Origin of the sequence: Methylobacterium sp. WL1 (assembly GCF_008000895.1) — a bacterium.
In the GTDB taxonomy this organism is placed as follows: domain Bacteria; phylum Pseudomonadota; class Alphaproteobacteria; order Rhizobiales; family Beijerinckiaceae; genus Methylobacterium.
The window spans coordinates 990,206-1,004,010 of sequence record NZ_CP042823.1 but is presented as its reverse complement, the minus strand read 5'-3'; the positions used below and the strand labels follow the sequence as shown (position 1 = coordinate 1,004,010).

Sequence of the window (13,805 nt, the reverse complement as noted above, 5' to 3'; positions counted from 1 at the left end):
GCCGGGGAAGTAATCCGCCTTCCGATGTCCTATTCCGCCGGTTCAGTCGCCGGCACGGCTCCGCGCCCCGCCCGGATCGGCAGGACCGGGGCGTCGGCGCGCTGGAGCACTTCGAGCGCCGCGTCGGCCTCGCGCTGGCGGTCCCAGAGCGCCGCATAGATGCCGCCGGCCTCCAGCAACTCGCCATGGGTGCCGCGCTCCGCGATGCGGCCGTGGTCGAGCACCAGGATCGCGTCGGCATTGACCACCGTGGACAGCCGGTGGGCGATCACCAGGGTGGTGCGCCCGCGGCTGACCCGGTCGAGCGCCGACTGGATCTCGGCCTCGGTGAAGGAATCCAGCGCCGAGGTCGCCTCGTCGAGCACCAGGATCGGCGGCGCCTTGAGGATGGTCCGCGCGATGGCGACCCGCTGCTTCTCGCCGCCCGACAGCTTCAGGCCGCGCTCGCCGACCGGGGTGTCGTAGCCCTCCGGAAGGCCGGAGACGAAGCGGTCGATCTGGGCGAGCTGGGCCGCCTCGCGCAACTCCGCGTCGGTGGCGTCGGCCCGGCCGTAGCGGATGTTGTAGCCGATCGTGTCGTTGAACAGCACGGTGTCCTGCGGGACCATGCCGATCGCCGCGCGCAGCGATTCCTGCGTCACCGCCGCGATGTCCTGGCCGTCGATGCTGATCCGGCCGGCCGACGGCTCGTAGAACCGGAACAGCAACCGCGACAGAGTCGATTTGCCGGCTCCCGAGGGCCCGACCACCGCCACCGTCTGCCCGGCCAGGATCTCGAAGCTGACGCCGCGCAGGATCGGCCGCTCCGGGGTGTAGGAGAAGCGCACGTCCTCGAACCGCACCGTGCCGCCCGCGACCGTCAGCGGCGCGGCGCCGGGCCGGTCGGCGATCTCCGGGTTCTGTCCGAGGATGCGGAACATGTCGTCGATGTCGATCAGCGCCTGTTTGATCTCGCGGTAGATCATGCCCATGAAGTTCAGCGGCATCGACAGCTGCACCAGCAGGGTGTTGGCGAGCACGAAGCCGCCGATCGTCGTGCGCCCGGCCAGGATGTCCCGGGCCGCGAGCCACATCACGATCGTCATGCCGATGGTGAAGATCACCGCCTGGCCGGCATTGAGCACCGCCAGCGAGACGTAGGTCTGGGTCGAGGCTTTTTCGTACTTGGCCATCGACACGTCGTAGCGGGCGGCCTCGCGGGCCTCCGCGCCGAAATACTTCACGGTCTCGTAGTTGAGCAGGGAGTCGACCGCCTTGGTGTTGGCGTCGGTATCCGAGGCGTTCATCCGGCGGCGGATGGCGATCCGCCACTCGGTCGCCTTGTAGGTGAAGGCCAGGTACGCCCCGACCGTGAGGAAGGCCACCAGCGCGTAGCGCCAGTCGAACTCGTAGGCCAGCACGCCGAGCACCAGCGCGAACTCGACGATGGTCGGAACCAGGGTCAGCACCATCAAGCGCGACAATTCCTCGATGCCGGCGCGGCCGCGCTCCAGCACCCGGGTCAGGCCGCCGGTCTTGCGCTCCAGGTGGAAGCGCAGGGACAGGCGGTGCATGTGCTCGAAGGTCCGGAGCGCCAGGCGGCGCACCGCGTGCATCGCCACCTTGGCAAACAGCCCGTCGCGCACCTGGGTCAGCGCCGACATGGCGATCCGCGATACGCCGTAGAGGGCGATGAGCAGCATCGGGGCCGCGAACAGGCCCGTGGGCAGCGGCGCGTCCTTCCCACCGATCGCGGCGACCAGGGCGTCGGTGATCCACTTGAAGGTGAACGGGGTCACCATGGTCACGAGCTTGGCCGCGAGCAGCAGCCCGAACGCCAGGAAGACCCTGCGCTGCAGGTCGGGCCGTCCGTGCGGCCAGAGATGCGGCCAAAGGCGCCGATAGGTGGCGAGCAGCCCGGGGCGCTCGGCCGGGTGTGCGGACCCGGCCGGGGGCGCGGTGTCGTCGGTCATGCGGGATTCGATGCAGGAGGAACGGCGGGAGGAAGGATCTTCCTCCTGCATATAGGCCCGTGGAACGGAGCGGGCACCCGCAGCCGCCGCAGGGCCGGTCATCCTCTCCAGAACGGCTTCCGGATCTCGCGGCGCAGGTGCCAGGGTTCGATGCCGGCATCCCGGAGCTGGTCCGGATGCAGGGCGGCGAGCAACCTCCGGGTCCGGATGCGCTGGAGCCAGAGACCCAGCAGGGACGGGACGGCGGACCGGTTCGCGGAGCGCGCGGGCCTGGCCGTGGACGGAGCCGCGGACGACAGTGTGACGATCGACATGGCGTAGGTTCCGGTGACGGGACGCAGTCCGGCCGGGATTGCGGGGCCAGGATTGAACCGATAGATATCTCGGATCAATCGAAATATTGCACTCGGAGCAATGATGCGGGCTTCGGATTATCGCACCGTCGCGGACGCGGTCGCCGGCGAGATCGCCTCGGGGCGTCTGCGCCCGGGCGACCGGCTGCCGCCGCAGCGGGACTTCGCCTATGCCCGGGGCATCGCGGTTTCGACGGCGAGCCGGGTCTACGCAGAGCTGGGCCGGCGCGGGCTCGTGACCGGCGAAGTCGGACGCGGCACCTTCGTCCGCTCCGAGCCCGGCCAGGCCGTGCGGCTCCAGCCGGAGCCGCCCCCGGCGGCGATCGACCTGCAGCGGACCCATTCGCGTTTGCCGGAGCAGGAGGTCGTGCTGGCCGAGACCCTGGCGGCCCTGGCGGGCGCGGGCGCCGAGATCGGGTTCAGCCAGTACGGTCCCGCGGGCACGCCCCGGGCCCGCACAGTCGCGGCCGACTTCCTCGCCCGCGACGGCTACGCGCCCCGGGCCGCCGACATCCTGTTCACCGGCAACGGCCGGCAGGCGCTTGCCGCCGCGCTCGCAGCCCTGGCGGCGCCGGGGGAGCGGATCGGTTGCGAGCCGCTGACCTATCCGGCGGTGCGGGGCATCGCGGCCCGGCTTGGGATCACCCTGGTGCCGCTGGCCATGGATACCGAGGGCGTGTGCCCGGATGCGCTCCTCCAGGCCCATCGGGCGACCCCGCTGAGCGGCGTCTATCTCCAGCCGACCCTGCAGAACCCGCTCGGCGCGACCATGGGCGCCGCGCGGCGTGCCGACCTCGCCGGCATCCTCGACACGGTCGGTCTCACCGCCATCGAGGATGCGGTCTACGGCTTCCTCGCCGACGCGCAGCCGCTCGCCAGCCTAGCGCCGGACCGGACGATCCTGGTGGACAGCCTGTCGAAGCGGGTGATGCCGGCCCTCACGGTCGGGCTGATCGCCGGGCCCCCGCACCTGACCGACCGGCTCGCGGCCTCCGTGCGCCAGGGCGCCTGGACCGCGCTCGGGCTGTCGCTCGCGGCCGGCATGCACTGGATGTCGGGCGGATCGGCCGCGACCCTGGCGGAGGCTAAGCGCCGGGACGCGGCGTCACGCCAGACGCTCGCCCGGGAGATCCTGGCGGGACTCACGGTGGTCGGCGACCCCCGCGCCTATCACCTCTGGCTCGAATTGCCCGAGACGTGGCGGGCCGAGGCGTTTGCGGCGGCGGCGTTGCGCCGGGGCATCGCGCTGCTGCCGGCCGCGGCCTTCGCGGTGAATCCCGGCCACGCGCCGAACGCGGTCCGCCTCGCCCTGGCGACGCCGTCGCCGGAGGACCTGTCCGAGGCGCTCACGACCCTGCGCCGCCTGGCCCTCTCGGAGGACGACCAGATCGTGGACTGACGGGGGCGTCAGCCCCGCTTGTCGGTTGGCAGGATGAAGATCTGGCCCGGATAAATCCGGTCCGGGTCGCGGATCTGCCCCTGGTTGGCGTCGTAGATCACGGTGTAGCGCTCGCCCCGGCCGTAGGTGCGCTGGCTGATCCGCCAGAGGTTGTCGCCCCGGGTGATTTTTGCCGTTGTGATCTCCGGCACGAACACCGCGCCGGCCCCGGTGGGGCTGCGCGCGCCCGCGGCATCCTGGCTGAGGGCGGAGGGGAGTGTCGGCCGCGCCGGCGCTGTCGCCTTGGGGGCGGCCCCACCCTGCATGGCCGAGGAGGCTGCCGACCGGACGGACGGGCCCTGCGGCCGATCCTGCCCGGCGCCTTCGCCGGCTGCGACGCGGGTCGGCTCGGGCACCGCGAGCGGCACCTCGGCGCGGGTGGAGACCTTGCCGGTGCGGGGATCGATCTGGTCGATCCGCACCTGATACTGGCCGGGCTTGACCCCGCGGCCGATCGTGAAGCTCGCCCGTCCGTCCGGCCCGACGCTGCCCGGGGCGATCAGCGTGTCGTTCAGGTAGAGCCGGAGCTTAGCGCCCGGGATCCCGGTGGCGGTCACGAACAGCCGGCCGCTCTCCTGCACGTCCACGCTGACGATCTTGGCGGCCGGCGCCTTGCCGTCGGCGGGGGCTGCGGGCGCCGCCTTCGCCTGGGTCCCCGTCGCCGCCGGCCCGGGGCGCCGGGCTGCGACAGCACGATCGTGGCGGCATCCGGGGGCGGTCAGCGCCACCAGGGGCTGGCGGTCGCGGCCCTGGGCGACGTCCACCGCCACGCTCTGGCGTGAGTCTGCGACGCGGCCGTCCTTGGTGGTCATGCGCAGCCGCAGGGCGCTGGAGCCCGCCGGCAGCGCCGGCGGCACCAGGGCGAACTGGCCGTTGGCGTCGGCGGTCGCCCGGGCCACGGGCTTGCCGTCGACCAGCATCTCGATCACGGCATCCGGCGCGCCGCGCCCGGCCACCACGGCGTCGCCGTTCGGCTCGACCCGGACGATGTCGAAGCGCGGCACCTCGGCGACGTCGGGCTCGGCCGGCTTGCCGTCGGGCGCCCGGTCGGCCGTGCGCGCCGCACCCGATGCCGGATCGACGGCATTGCGCGCGTCCGAACGGGTGTCGCCGGGCTTGATCTCGCCGGGCTTAATTTCGCCGGGCTTGGCGCCATCCGGCCTGCTCGCCCCCGACGTGTCGTCGCGGAAATCGATGGGCGGCGCGCCGGCTTCGGCCGTCGCTCCGGGGCAGCCAGGCCCCGCACGCCGCTCTGCGGCGCGGGCGCTGCGGCGGCGGGCGGCTCCGGATCGTGCCGGCCGATCATCCGCCGCAGGGACTCGCCGCCGAACAGGACCAGCACGAGGCCGAGACCGCCGAGGAGGCCGGCGAGCGCCAGGGCGAGACTGCGCCGCACCTGTCTCGACATCGCCACGAAGGCCTCCCTGCTCGTCCGGCCGCCCGGCGAATGGGCAACCTGCCCGCTCAAAAACCGTCGACTGCGGCGCCCATAATACCGTACATGGTCCCGACACCAAGCCGTCCCGCCGCTCCGGCGGGTGAATCCCACGCGAATTCAGCAGTTTGGCGCGTGGAGCGCCGGGCGCGGGGGTCTTTCTCGACGGCTCGCAACGGTTGCGTGATGGAGGGCGCCGGATGGCCCCGGTGAGGACTGTCTGTGTCTATTGCGGCTCCGGCTTCGGCGGAGACCCGGCCTTCCGGGCGGCTGCCGAGACCCTCGGCACGGCGATCGCGCAGGCCGGAATGGGCCTGGTCTATGGCGGCGGTGACGTTGGGCTGATGGGCGCCGTGGCGCGCGCTGCGCTGGCGGCCGGCGGCCACGTGACCGGCATCATCCCGGACTTCCTGCAGGCGCGCGAGCACATGCTCGACGACGTGCAGGAGACCATCGTGGTCTCCGACATGCACACCCGCAAGCGCCTGATGTTCGAGCGCTCGGACGCGTTCGTGACCCTGCCGGGCGGCATCGGCACCCTGGAGGAACTGGTCGAGCAGCTCACCTGGGCGCAGCTCGGGCAGCACCGGAAGCCGGTGGTTCTGGTCTCGGTGGCCGATTTCTGGGCGCCGCTGCTCGACTTGTTCGAGCACATGCGCCGCCACGGCTTCATCCGGGCTGGGCTGGACCTGAGCTACACCATCGCCCGGGACGCGGCCGCGGTGGTGCCGCTGCTGCGCGAGGCCGGCCACGAGCCGGACCCCCAGGCCGAGGAGACCGTCAAAGAACGGATGTGAGGCCGGGCCCGGCCTCTTGGCTCCTCGGACGCTTGGCTCCTCGGACTCTTGACCCCTCGGACGCTTGGCCGCGCCGGCGATCCGGAAGGTCGGTGTATGAGGCCGGCGCCGCCGCACGGGGCGGCGGCAGGCGGAGTCCGAGCATGCGCGTCCCGATCCTGGCGGCCCTGGCGCTCGCCTGCCTCGCCGCCGCGGCGTCCGCGGAGGCGCCGCCGGTCCTCCAGACCCTCGATTACGCCAACACCCGCTATTCCGACCTCGCCCAGATCGACGCCGGCAACGTCTCGCGCCTGAAGGTCGCCTGGACCTTCTCCACCGGCGTGCTGCGCGGGCACGAGGGCGCCCCGATCGTGGTCGGGAACCGGATGTTCGTGCACACCCCGTTCCCGAACGTGGTCTACGCCCTCGATCTGGATCACGACGGCAGGATCCTCTGGCGCTACGCCCCGCGCCAGGATGCGAGCGTGATCGCGGTGATGTGCTGCGACACGGTCTCGCGCGGTCTCGCCTACGCGGATGGGCGGCTGTTCCTGCAGCTGGCCGACACCACGGTCGTGGCCCTGGACCCGGAGAGCGGCGGGGTCCTGTGGTCGGTGAAGAACGGCGACCCGGCCCGGGGCGAGACCAACACCGCCACGGTCCTGCCGGTGCACGGCAAGCTCATCGTCGGCATCGCCGGGGGCGAGTACGGCGCCCGCTGCCACGTCACCGCGTACGACCAAGCGACGGGCCAGCGCCTCTGGCGCGCCTACGCCACCGGTCCTGATGCCGACATGCTGGTCGATCCGGACACGACCACCGAACTCGGCCGCCCGATCGGCCGGGATTCCTCGCTCACGAGCTGGGAGGGCGACCAGTGGAAGATCGGCGGCGGCTGCAGCTGGGGGTGGTTCTCGTTCGATCCGGCGCTGAACCTCGTCTATTACGGCACCGGCAACCCGGCGACCTGGAACCCGGCCCAGCGCCCGGGCGACAACCGGTGGACCATGGCGATCTTCGCCCGCGACCCCGACACCGGGCTCGCCCGCTGGGTCTACCAGATGACGCCCCACGACCAGTGGGACTACGACGGCGTCAACGAGATGATCCTGACCGAGCAGGTGATCGACGGACGCCCGCGCCGGGTGCTGACCCATTTCGACCGCAACGGCTTCGGCTACACCCTCGACCGCGCGACCGGCGAGGTGCTGGTGGCGGACAAGTTCGACCCGAGCGTCAACTGGGCGAGCCGGATCGACCTGGACCGCGCCTCCCCGGGCTACGGGCGGCCGGTGGTCGACAAGCGCTACGCGCCCGGCGAGGCCGACGAGGAGGAGGTCACCAAGAACATCTGCCCGGGGGCGCTCGGCGCAAAGAACCAGCAGCCGGCGGCCTACTCGCCGGTCACCCGGCTGTTCTACGTGCCGACCAACCACATGTGCATGGATTACGAGGCGTTCCGGGTGAGCTACACGCCGGGCCAGCCCTATGTCGGCGCGACGCTGACCCTGCACCCGCCCGAGGGCTCCGACCGAACCGGCGCGTTCATCGCCTGGGACGGGGCCAAGGGAAAAATCGCCTGGACGATCCCGGAGCCGTTCTCGGTCTGGTCCGGGGCGCTCGCCACCGCCGGCAACGTCGTCTTCTACGGCACGCTCGAAGGCTACCTCAAGGCGGTCGACGCCCGGGACGGGCACGAACTCTACCGGTTCAAGACGCCGTCGGGCATCGTCGGCAACGTCACCACGTACGCACACAACGGCCGGCAATACGTGGCGGTGCTGTCCGGGATCGGCGGCTGGGCGGGCATCGGGCTGGCCGCCGGACTGACCGACCCGGCGGACGGTTCGGGCGCGGTCGGCGGCTACGCGGCCCTGTCGCAGTACACGGCGCCCGGCGGCCAGCTCACGGTGTTCGCGCTGCCGGAGTGAGCCCGCGCGGACCCGTGCCGACGAAGTCCACGAACGCCCGCAGCGGCGCCGGCAGGTGCCGGCGGCCGGGATAGTAGAGGAACGGGCCGGAGAAGACCTGCCACCAGGGTTCCAGCACCGGCTCCAGGGCGCCGCTGTCGAGCTGCGGGCGCAGCCAGTCCTCGAACAGGTGGATGATCCCGGTTCCAGCCACCGCCGCCGCGACCGCGAGGTCGCTGGCGCCGACGCGTACGATCAGCGGGCCGGACGGATCCACGCGGACGATCTCCCCGTCGCGCTCGAACTCCCACGGCGCCGTCAGGCTGCCGCTTGGGAACCGGCCCAGCAGGCAATCATGGGCCAGGAGGTCGCGCGGATGCTCCGGGCGCCCGCGCCGGTCGAGATAAGCCGGCGCCGCCGCCGTGGCGAAACGCTGCCGCCGTGGGCCGATCGGCACCGCGATCATGTCCTGCTCCAGCCGCTCGTCGTAGCGGATGCCGGCGTCGCAGCCGGACGCCAGCACGTCCACGAATCCATCCTCGACCACCAGTTCGAGCCGGATCTCGGGATAGGCCGCCAGGAACGGCGGCACGATCGCGGGCAGGACGAGGCGTGCCGCGCTCAGAGGCACGTTGAGTCGGAGCGGTCCGGCCGGCCGGTCGCGGAACCCGTTCACCACATCGAGGGCGGCCTCGACTTCTCCGAGTGCCGGGCCGAGCCGCTCCAGCAGGCGGATGCCGGCCTCGGTGGGCGCGACGCTTCGGGTGGTCCGGTTCAGGAGGCGCACGCCGAGGCGCGCCTCGAGCCGGCGCACCGCCTCGCTGAGGCTCGACGCGCTGCCGTTTCCGGCGCGGGCGCCCTCGCGGAAGCCGCCGGCCCGCGCCACGGTCACGAAGGCGGTCAGGTCCGACAGGTCCATCGTCATTGTTCGAGATCTCGCACAGCCCGTGCCGAACATCAGCGCTTATCCGATCAGGCCGCGCCGTCTACATCCGGGGCGCACACAGGAGATTCGCCATGACCGACATCGCGCAGGCCGGCACGTTCGCGCTCGGCGACCGCACCGTGAAACGCCTCGGCTACGGGGCCATGCAACTCGCCGGGCCGGGCGTGTTCGGACCGCCGAAAGACCGCGGGACGGCCGTCGCGGTGCTGCGCGCGGCGGTGGCCGAGGGGGTCGACCACATCGACACCAGCGACTTCTACGGGCCGCACGTCACCAACCAGATCATCCGCGAGGCGCTCCACCCCTATCCCGACGATCTGGTGATCGTGACCAAAGTCGGCGCCAAGCGCGGGCCGGACGCCTCGTGGAACCCGGCCTTCTCCCCGGAGGAACTCACGCGGGCCGTCCACGACAACCTGCGCAATCTGGGCGTCGACGCCCTCGACGTGGTCAACCTGCGCCTGATGTTCGACGCCCACGGTCCCGCGGAGGGCCCGATCGAGGCGCCGCTCACCGTGCTGGCGGAGCTGCAGCGCCAGGGGCTGATCCGGCGGATCGGGCTGAGCAACGCGACGCAGGCGCAGGTCGCCGAGGGCCGGCGGATCACCGAGATCGTCTGCGTGCAGAACCAGTACAATCTCGCGCATCGGGCCGACGACGCCCTGATCGACGCGCTGGCCGAGGCCGGCACCGCCTACGTGCCGTTCTTCCCGCTCGGCGGCTTCAGCCCGCTGCAATCCACCGCCCTGTCGGAGGTCGCCGCCAAGCTCGGGGCGACGCCCATGCAGGTGGCGCTGGCTTGGCTGCTGCGCCGGGCGCCCAACATCCTGCTGATCCCGGGCACCGGCTCGCTCGGCCACCTGCGCGAGAATCTCGCGGCGGCCGCGCTGAGCCTGCCTGACGACGCGATGGCCACGCTGGGCGCGATCGGGGGCGCGTGACCGGCGACGCGGCTGCCTACTTGGCCCCCTACTTGGCCCCTACTTGGCCCGCAGGCCGGCCACCATCGGGCAGCCGCCCTCGCTCATCGGCCGGAACGCCTGCTCGGCCGGGATCGTCTCCAACACCTTGTAGAGATCCCACTCGCCCTTCGACTCGGCGGGCGTCTTGGCCTCGAACAGGTACATCGGATGGATCTTGCGCCCGTCCGGCCGGATCGTGCCCTTGCCGAACAGGGGATCGTCGGTGGGCAGTTCCTTCATCTTGGCCACCACGGCGGCGCCGTCCTTGGCCGAGTGCAGGGCCGCCACGGCCTTCAGGTAGTGCAGCGTGCTGGCGTAGACGCCGGCCTGGTACGAGGTCGGCTTCCGGCCGGACATGCGCGCGCCGAACCGTTCCGCGAAGGCCCGGGTGCCGTCGTTGAGGTCCCAGTAGAACGAGGCGGTGAACGCCAGGCCCTGGGCGACTTCGAGCCCCAGGGAATGGATGTCGGTGATGGCGATCAGCAGGGCGGCCAGCGTCTGGCCGCCCTGGCGGATGCCGAACTCGTGCGCCTGCTTGATCGCGTTGGCCGCGTCGAGGCCGGCATCGGCCAGGCCGATCACCTGCGCGCCGGAGGCCTGCGCCTGCAGGAGGAACGAGGAGAAATCGGGGTTCGGGAAGGGCGTGCGCACGCCGCCCACGACCGTGCCGCCGCTCTTCTCCACCACCGCCTTGGTGTCGCGTTCCAGGGCGAGGCCGAAGGCGTAGTCGGCGGTGATGAAGTACCAGGACTTGCCGCCGCGCTTGAGCATCGCCTTGCCGGTGCCGTTGGCGAGCGCGGCGGTGTCGTAGGTCCAGTGGACGGTGTTGGGGGTGCAGGCCGGGCCGGTCAGGTCGGCGGTGCCGCCACCCGAGTTGATGAAGGCCTTGTTCTTCTCCTTGGTGATCTGCGCCACCGCGAGCGCCACCGAGGAGGTCGGCACGTCGAACACCGCGTCGACCCCGTCGCGGTCGTACCATTGCCGGGTGATCGAGGCCCCGACATCGGGCTTGTTCTGGTGGTCGGCGGCCACGACCTCGACCTTCAGCCCCTGGGTCTCCGGCTTGAAATCCTCCACCGCCATGCGGGCCGCCACCACGGCGCCCTCGCCGGTGGAATCGAAGTAGACGCCCGAGCGGTCGTTCAGCACGCCTATCTTCACCGGCACGAGGTCGGCCGCGAGCGCCGCCCCGGCTCCGAGCGCGCACAGAAGCCCCGTCAGTGCCGCGACGCGGTGGCGGACCGTCATGTCTCACTCCCTGTTTCTTTGATCGCGGCGGCGTTGTTCGCCGCTCGGATGTCGTCCGAATGCAGTCTAGGCGGACCGGATCGGAGCCGATACCGGCCGGTGAGAGGATGCGGGCGATCCGTCAGGGTCTCCCTTCACCCGCGGGGCGCCAGCCCAAACAGCGCCCGCGCCTCGTCGGGCGTGGCCGGCTCGCGGTCGAGATGGGCCAGCAGGCTCACCGCTTTCTCCACCAGGGCGGCGTTGCTGGGCGCGAGCACGCCCCGGGACAGATAGAGGTTGTCCTCCAGCCCGACCCGGACGTTGCCGCCCATCCCGGCGGCCACCGCCAGGATCGGAAACTCCTCCCGGCCGATGCCGAAGGCCGACCAGACCGCGTCCTCGGGCAGCCGGGCGCGCATCGCCACCAGGGCCTCCGGGGTCGCGGGCGCGCCCCAGGGGATGCCGAGGCAGATCTGGAACAGGGGCGGCCGCGCCAGGTGCCCCTCGGCGATCAGGTGCCGGGCCAGCTCGATCTGGCCGAGGTCGAACACCTCGATCTCGGGCTTCACCCCGGCCTCGCGGATCTGCGCCGCCATCGCCCGCAGGTGCGCGGGGGTATTGAGGAACAGGTGCTCGCCGAAGTTCATCGTGGCGACGTCGAGGGTGCAGATCTCGGGGCGTAGCGCCGCGACGTGCCGGGTCCGGGTCTCGGGTGACGCGAAGGTGGTGCCGGGGCCGGCCACCGACGGGTCGGGATCGCCGGGCACGAACCGGCCCCCGGCCCCGGTGGTAAGGTTGAGGATCACGGCCTCGTTCTTCTCGCGCACCCGCTCGACCACCTCGCGGTAATGGGCGAGTTCCATGCTGGGCGCGGCGGTCTCGGGATCGCGGACATGGATGTGGACCACCGCGGCCCCGGCGGAGGCGGCCTCCAGGGCGGATTGGGCGATGGCCTTCGGGCTCACCGGCACCGCCGGGTTCTTCTTCGGCGTGTCGAACGAGCCCGTGAGGGCGCAGGTGATGACGGTCGTCCGGGACATACTTTCCTCCCTGGCCTGATCCTGACGGTGCCGTCCCGCGTGTGGACGAGGGCCGCTATAGCGCCCCGCCATCCACCGTGATCGTCTCGCCCGTGATGTAGGCGGCGCCCGCGGCCAGGAAGAAGATCGTCTCGGCGATGTCCTCGGGCCGGGCCATGCGGCGCAGCATCGTGTGCTGCACCGTCGCGGCCTTGCGCGCCTCCGGCCACGGCTCGGTCCACGGGGTGGCGACGAGGCCGGGGGCGACCGCGTTGACGCGCACGTCCGGGGCGAGGGCCCTGGCCAGGCTGCGGGTGAGATTGATCAGCCCGGCCTTGCTGGCCGAATAGGCGATCGAGGAGCCCCGCCGCCCGAGCCCGGCCACGGAGGACGTGTTGACGATCGCCCCGCGGTTGTCTTTCAGACTCGCCGCCGCGGCCCGCGAACAGCGGTACGGGCCGAGGAGGTTCGTGGCCAGGATGGTGGCCCAAAACTCTTCCGTCATCGCGTCGAGGTCCTCGAAGGCGATCGGCGCAGTGGTGCCGGAGGTCCCGGCATTGTTGACCAGCACGTCGAGGCCGCCGAGCGCCGCGATCCCGGCCGCCACCATCGCCTCGGCCTCGCCGGGACGTGACACGTCCCCGGGCAGCGCCATCACGGCCAGGCCCTCGGCGGCGAGACGCTCGGCCTCCGCGGGGCCGCGGGGATCGTCGGGGAGGTGGTTCAGCGCCACGCTGGCGCCGTTGCGGGCGAACAGCGTCACCGTGGCCAGCCCGATGCCCGAGGAGGCGCCGGTGACGAGGATGCGCCGTCCGGACAGGTCCGCGCCGATCATGTACCCTCCATCCGGCCGATCCCGGCCATCGCCTTCTTCAAGGCCAGCAGCTTGCGGTCGCGCTCGCGGAACAGGTCCGCAGGCTCGCGCCCGCCCCAGTCGAAATAGCCGCGCCCCGCCATCACTCCGGTCCGGCCCCCGGCGCAGAGTGCGTCCAGGGTCTCCGACCGGGTCCGGGCCGGGGGCGGCGCGTAGCTGCCGTTCGCCAGGGCGCGCCGGGTCAGGTCCAGCCCGGTGAAATCGGCCTTGGCGAGGTGGCCGAGGATCGGGATGCGTAAGCTGAGCCCGTGGATGATCGCGTCGTCGATCTCGCGCGGCTCGGCGATGCCTTCGTCCAGCAGCCGGAACACCTCGGCGCTGATCGCCGACTGGATGCGGTTGGCGACGTAGCCGGGGATGAAGCGCTTGAGCACGATGGGCACCTGACCGAGGCCGAGCACGAGGTCGTGCATCGCCGCGATCACGGCCGGATCCGTGCCGGGCCCCGGGACCACGTCGACGAGGTCGACGATGTAGGGCGGCGTGTACCAGTGCATCACGAGCGCCCGCGCCTGCCGGGCCTGCGGGATCAGCGGGAAGACGTCGAGGTAGCTGGTGTTGCTCGCCAGGATCGCGTCGGCCGGGCAGAGCCGGTCGAGCGCCCCGAACAGCGCCCGCTTGGATTCCGGGTTCTCGGTGATCGCCTCGATGACCAGGCCGGCGCCCGCGACCGCCGGTTCGAGCTCCGCCTCGACCCGGACGGACCGGGCGAGCCGCGCGGCGTCCCACCCGTCCGGCGCAGCGCCGCCCTCCTGCAGGGTCGCCAGCGCGGATTCCATGAGCGCCGGCACCCGGGCACGGGTCTGCGCATCCGTGTCGGTGATCCGGACGTCATGCCCCCGGAGCGCCAGCACCAGGGCGATGCCGTGGCCCATCAGGCCGCCGCCGACGATCGCGATCTCCATCGTGCCCT

Annotated in this window: 12 protein-coding genes; 4 read left to right on the top strand and 8 right to left on the bottom strand. The window is 72.0% G+C overall.

The features are described from left to right. Positions 1 to 29: 29 nt before the first annotated feature. Both FVA80_RS05215 and FVA80_RS05210 read right to left on the bottom strand, forming a co-directional pair. Positions 30 to 1,952 (bottom strand): ABC transporter ATP-binding protein/permease, encoded by a 1,923-nt coding sequence (locus tag FVA80_RS05215; protein WP_147908333.1) that lies wholly within the window; start codon positions 1,950 to 1,952, stop codon positions 30 to 32. A 98-nt stretch (positions 1,953 to 2,050) separates the two neighbouring features. Beyond that, positions 2,051 to 2,266 (bottom strand): DUF1127 domain-containing protein, encoded by a 216-nt coding sequence (locus FVA80_RS05210; RefSeq protein WP_147908334.1) that lies wholly within the window; start codon positions 2,264 to 2,266, stop codon positions 2,051 to 2,053. A 103-nt stretch (positions 2,267 to 2,369) separates the two neighbouring features. Here FVA80_RS05210 and FVA80_RS05205 point away from each other — a divergent pair, with 103 nt between their 5' ends. Continuing rightward, on the top strand, positions 2,370 to 3,704 hold the full coding sequence (locus tag FVA80_RS05205) for a PLP-dependent aminotransferase family protein (RefSeq protein ID WP_147908335.1): 1,335 nt from the start codon (positions 2,370 to 2,372) through the stop codon (positions 3,702 to 3,704). 8 nt (positions 3,705 to 3,712) lie between these two features. On the opposite strand, the gene FVA80_RS05200 is transcribed toward FVA80_RS05205, so the two are convergent. Continuing rightward, positions 3,713 to 4,747 (bottom strand): LysM peptidoglycan-binding domain-containing protein, encoded by a 1,035-nt coding sequence (locus FVA80_RS05200; protein WP_246692270.1) that lies wholly within the window; start codon positions 4,745 to 4,747, stop codon positions 3,713 to 3,715. A 631-nt stretch (positions 4,748 to 5,378) separates the two neighbouring features. Between FVA80_RS05200 and FVA80_RS05195 the strand changes: the two genes are divergently transcribed. Both FVA80_RS05195 and FVA80_RS05190 read left to right on the top strand, forming a co-directional pair. Next, on the top strand, positions 5,379 to 5,975 hold the full coding sequence (locus tag FVA80_RS05195) for a TIGR00730 family Rossman fold protein (protein WP_147908336.1): 597 nt from the start codon (positions 5,379 to 5,381) through the stop codon (positions 5,973 to 5,975). 143 nt (positions 5,976 to 6,118) lie between these two features. Continuing rightward, complete coding sequence (locus tag FVA80_RS05190) at positions 6,119 to 7,885, top strand: methanol/ethanol family PQQ-dependent dehydrogenase (RefSeq protein ID WP_147908337.1); 1,767 nt, start codon at positions 6,119 to 6,121, stop codon at positions 7,883 to 7,885. Here the strand turns inward: FVA80_RS05190 and FVA80_RS05185 are convergent. Next, positions 7,860 to 8,789 (bottom strand): LysR family transcriptional regulator, encoded by a 930-nt coding sequence (locus FVA80_RS05185; RefSeq protein WP_147908338.1) that lies wholly within the window; start codon positions 8,787 to 8,789, stop codon positions 7,860 to 7,862. The two genes, FVA80_RS05190 and FVA80_RS05185, sit on opposite strands and share 26 nt — an antisense overlap. Positions 8,790 to 8,881: 92 nt before the next feature. On the opposite strand from FVA80_RS05185, the gene FVA80_RS05180 reads away from it, so the two are divergent. After that, positions 8,882 to 9,751 (top strand): aldo/keto reductase family oxidoreductase, encoded by an 870-nt coding sequence (locus FVA80_RS05180; RefSeq protein WP_147908339.1) that lies wholly within the window; start codon positions 8,882 to 8,884, stop codon positions 9,749 to 9,751. A gap of 39 nt (positions 9,752 to 9,790) precedes the next feature. On the opposite strand, the gene FVA80_RS05175 is transcribed toward FVA80_RS05180, so the two are convergent. The 4 genes from FVA80_RS05175 to FVA80_RS05160 all read right to left on the bottom strand — a co-directional run bounded on the left by FVA80_RS05175 (position 9,791) and on the right by FVA80_RS05160 (position 13,797). Continuing rightward, positions 9,791 to 11,020, bottom strand: a complete 1,230-nt coding sequence (locus FVA80_RS05175; protein ID WP_147908340.1) for an ABC transporter substrate-binding protein — start codon at positions 11,018 to 11,020, stop codon at positions 9,791 to 9,793. A gap of 134 nt (positions 11,021 to 11,154) precedes the next feature. Next, positions 11,155 to 12,039 carry a 3-keto-5-aminohexanoate cleavage protein gene (locus tag FVA80_RS05170; protein ID WP_147908341.1) on the bottom strand — a complete coding sequence of 295 codons (885 nt, stop codon included), beginning with the start codon at positions 12,037 to 12,039 and terminating at the stop codon, positions 11,155 to 11,157. A 55-nt stretch (positions 12,040 to 12,094) separates the two neighbouring features. Beyond that, entirely contained in the window at positions 12,095 to 12,853 is a 759-nt protein-coding gene (locus FVA80_RS05165; RefSeq protein ID WP_147908342.1) for an SDR family NAD(P)-dependent oxidoreductase, read from the bottom strand. Continuing rightward, positions 12,850 to 13,797 (bottom strand): 3-hydroxyacyl-CoA dehydrogenase family protein, encoded by a 948-nt coding sequence (locus tag FVA80_RS05160; RefSeq protein ID WP_147908343.1) that lies wholly within the window; start codon positions 13,795 to 13,797, stop codon positions 12,850 to 12,852. Before FVA80_RS05160 ends, FVA80_RS05165 begins: the two co-directional genes overlap by 4 nt. Between the last annotated feature and the right edge of the window lie 8 nt (positions 13,798 to 13,805).

Coding starts and splice junctions, on each gene's coding strand:
- FVA80_RS05215 (WP_147908333.1), bottom strand. CDS start 1,952: ATGACCGACGACACCGCGCCCCCGGCCGGGTCCGCACACCCGGCCGAG.
- FVA80_RS05210 (WP_147908334.1), bottom strand. CDS start 2,266: ATGTCGATCGTCACACTGTCGTCCGCGGCTCCGTCCACGGCCAGGCCC.
- FVA80_RS05205 (WP_147908335.1), top strand. CDS start 2,370: ATGCGGGCTTCGGATTATCGCACCGTCGCGGACGCGGTCGCCGGCGAG.
- FVA80_RS05195 (WP_147908336.1), top strand. CDS start 5,379: ATGGCCCCGGTGAGGACTGTCTGTGTCTATTGCGGCTCCGGCTTCGGC.
- FVA80_RS05190 (WP_147908337.1), top strand. CDS start 6,119: ATGCGCGTCCCGATCCTGGCGGCCCTGGCGCTCGCCTGCCTCGCCGCC.
- FVA80_RS05185 (WP_147908338.1), bottom strand. CDS start 8,789: ATGACGATGGACCTGTCGGACCTGACCGCCTTCGTGACCGTGGCGCGG.
- FVA80_RS05180 (WP_147908339.1), top strand. CDS start 8,882: ATGACCGACATCGCGCAGGCCGGCACGTTCGCGCTCGGCGACCGCACC.
- FVA80_RS05175 (WP_147908340.1), bottom strand. CDS start 11,020: ATGACGGTCCGCCACCGCGTCGCGGCACTGACGGGGCTTCTGTGCGCG.
- FVA80_RS05170 (WP_147908341.1), bottom strand. CDS start 12,039: ATGTCCCGGACGACCGTCATCACCTGCGCCCTCACGGGCTCGTTCGAC.
- FVA80_RS05165 (WP_147908342.1), bottom strand. CDS start 12,853: ATGATCGGCGCGGACCTGTCCGGACGGCGCATCCTCGTCACCGGCGCC.
- FVA80_RS05160 (WP_147908343.1), bottom strand. CDS start 13,797: ATGGAGATCGCGATCGTCGGCGGCGGCCTGATGGGCCACGGCATCGCC.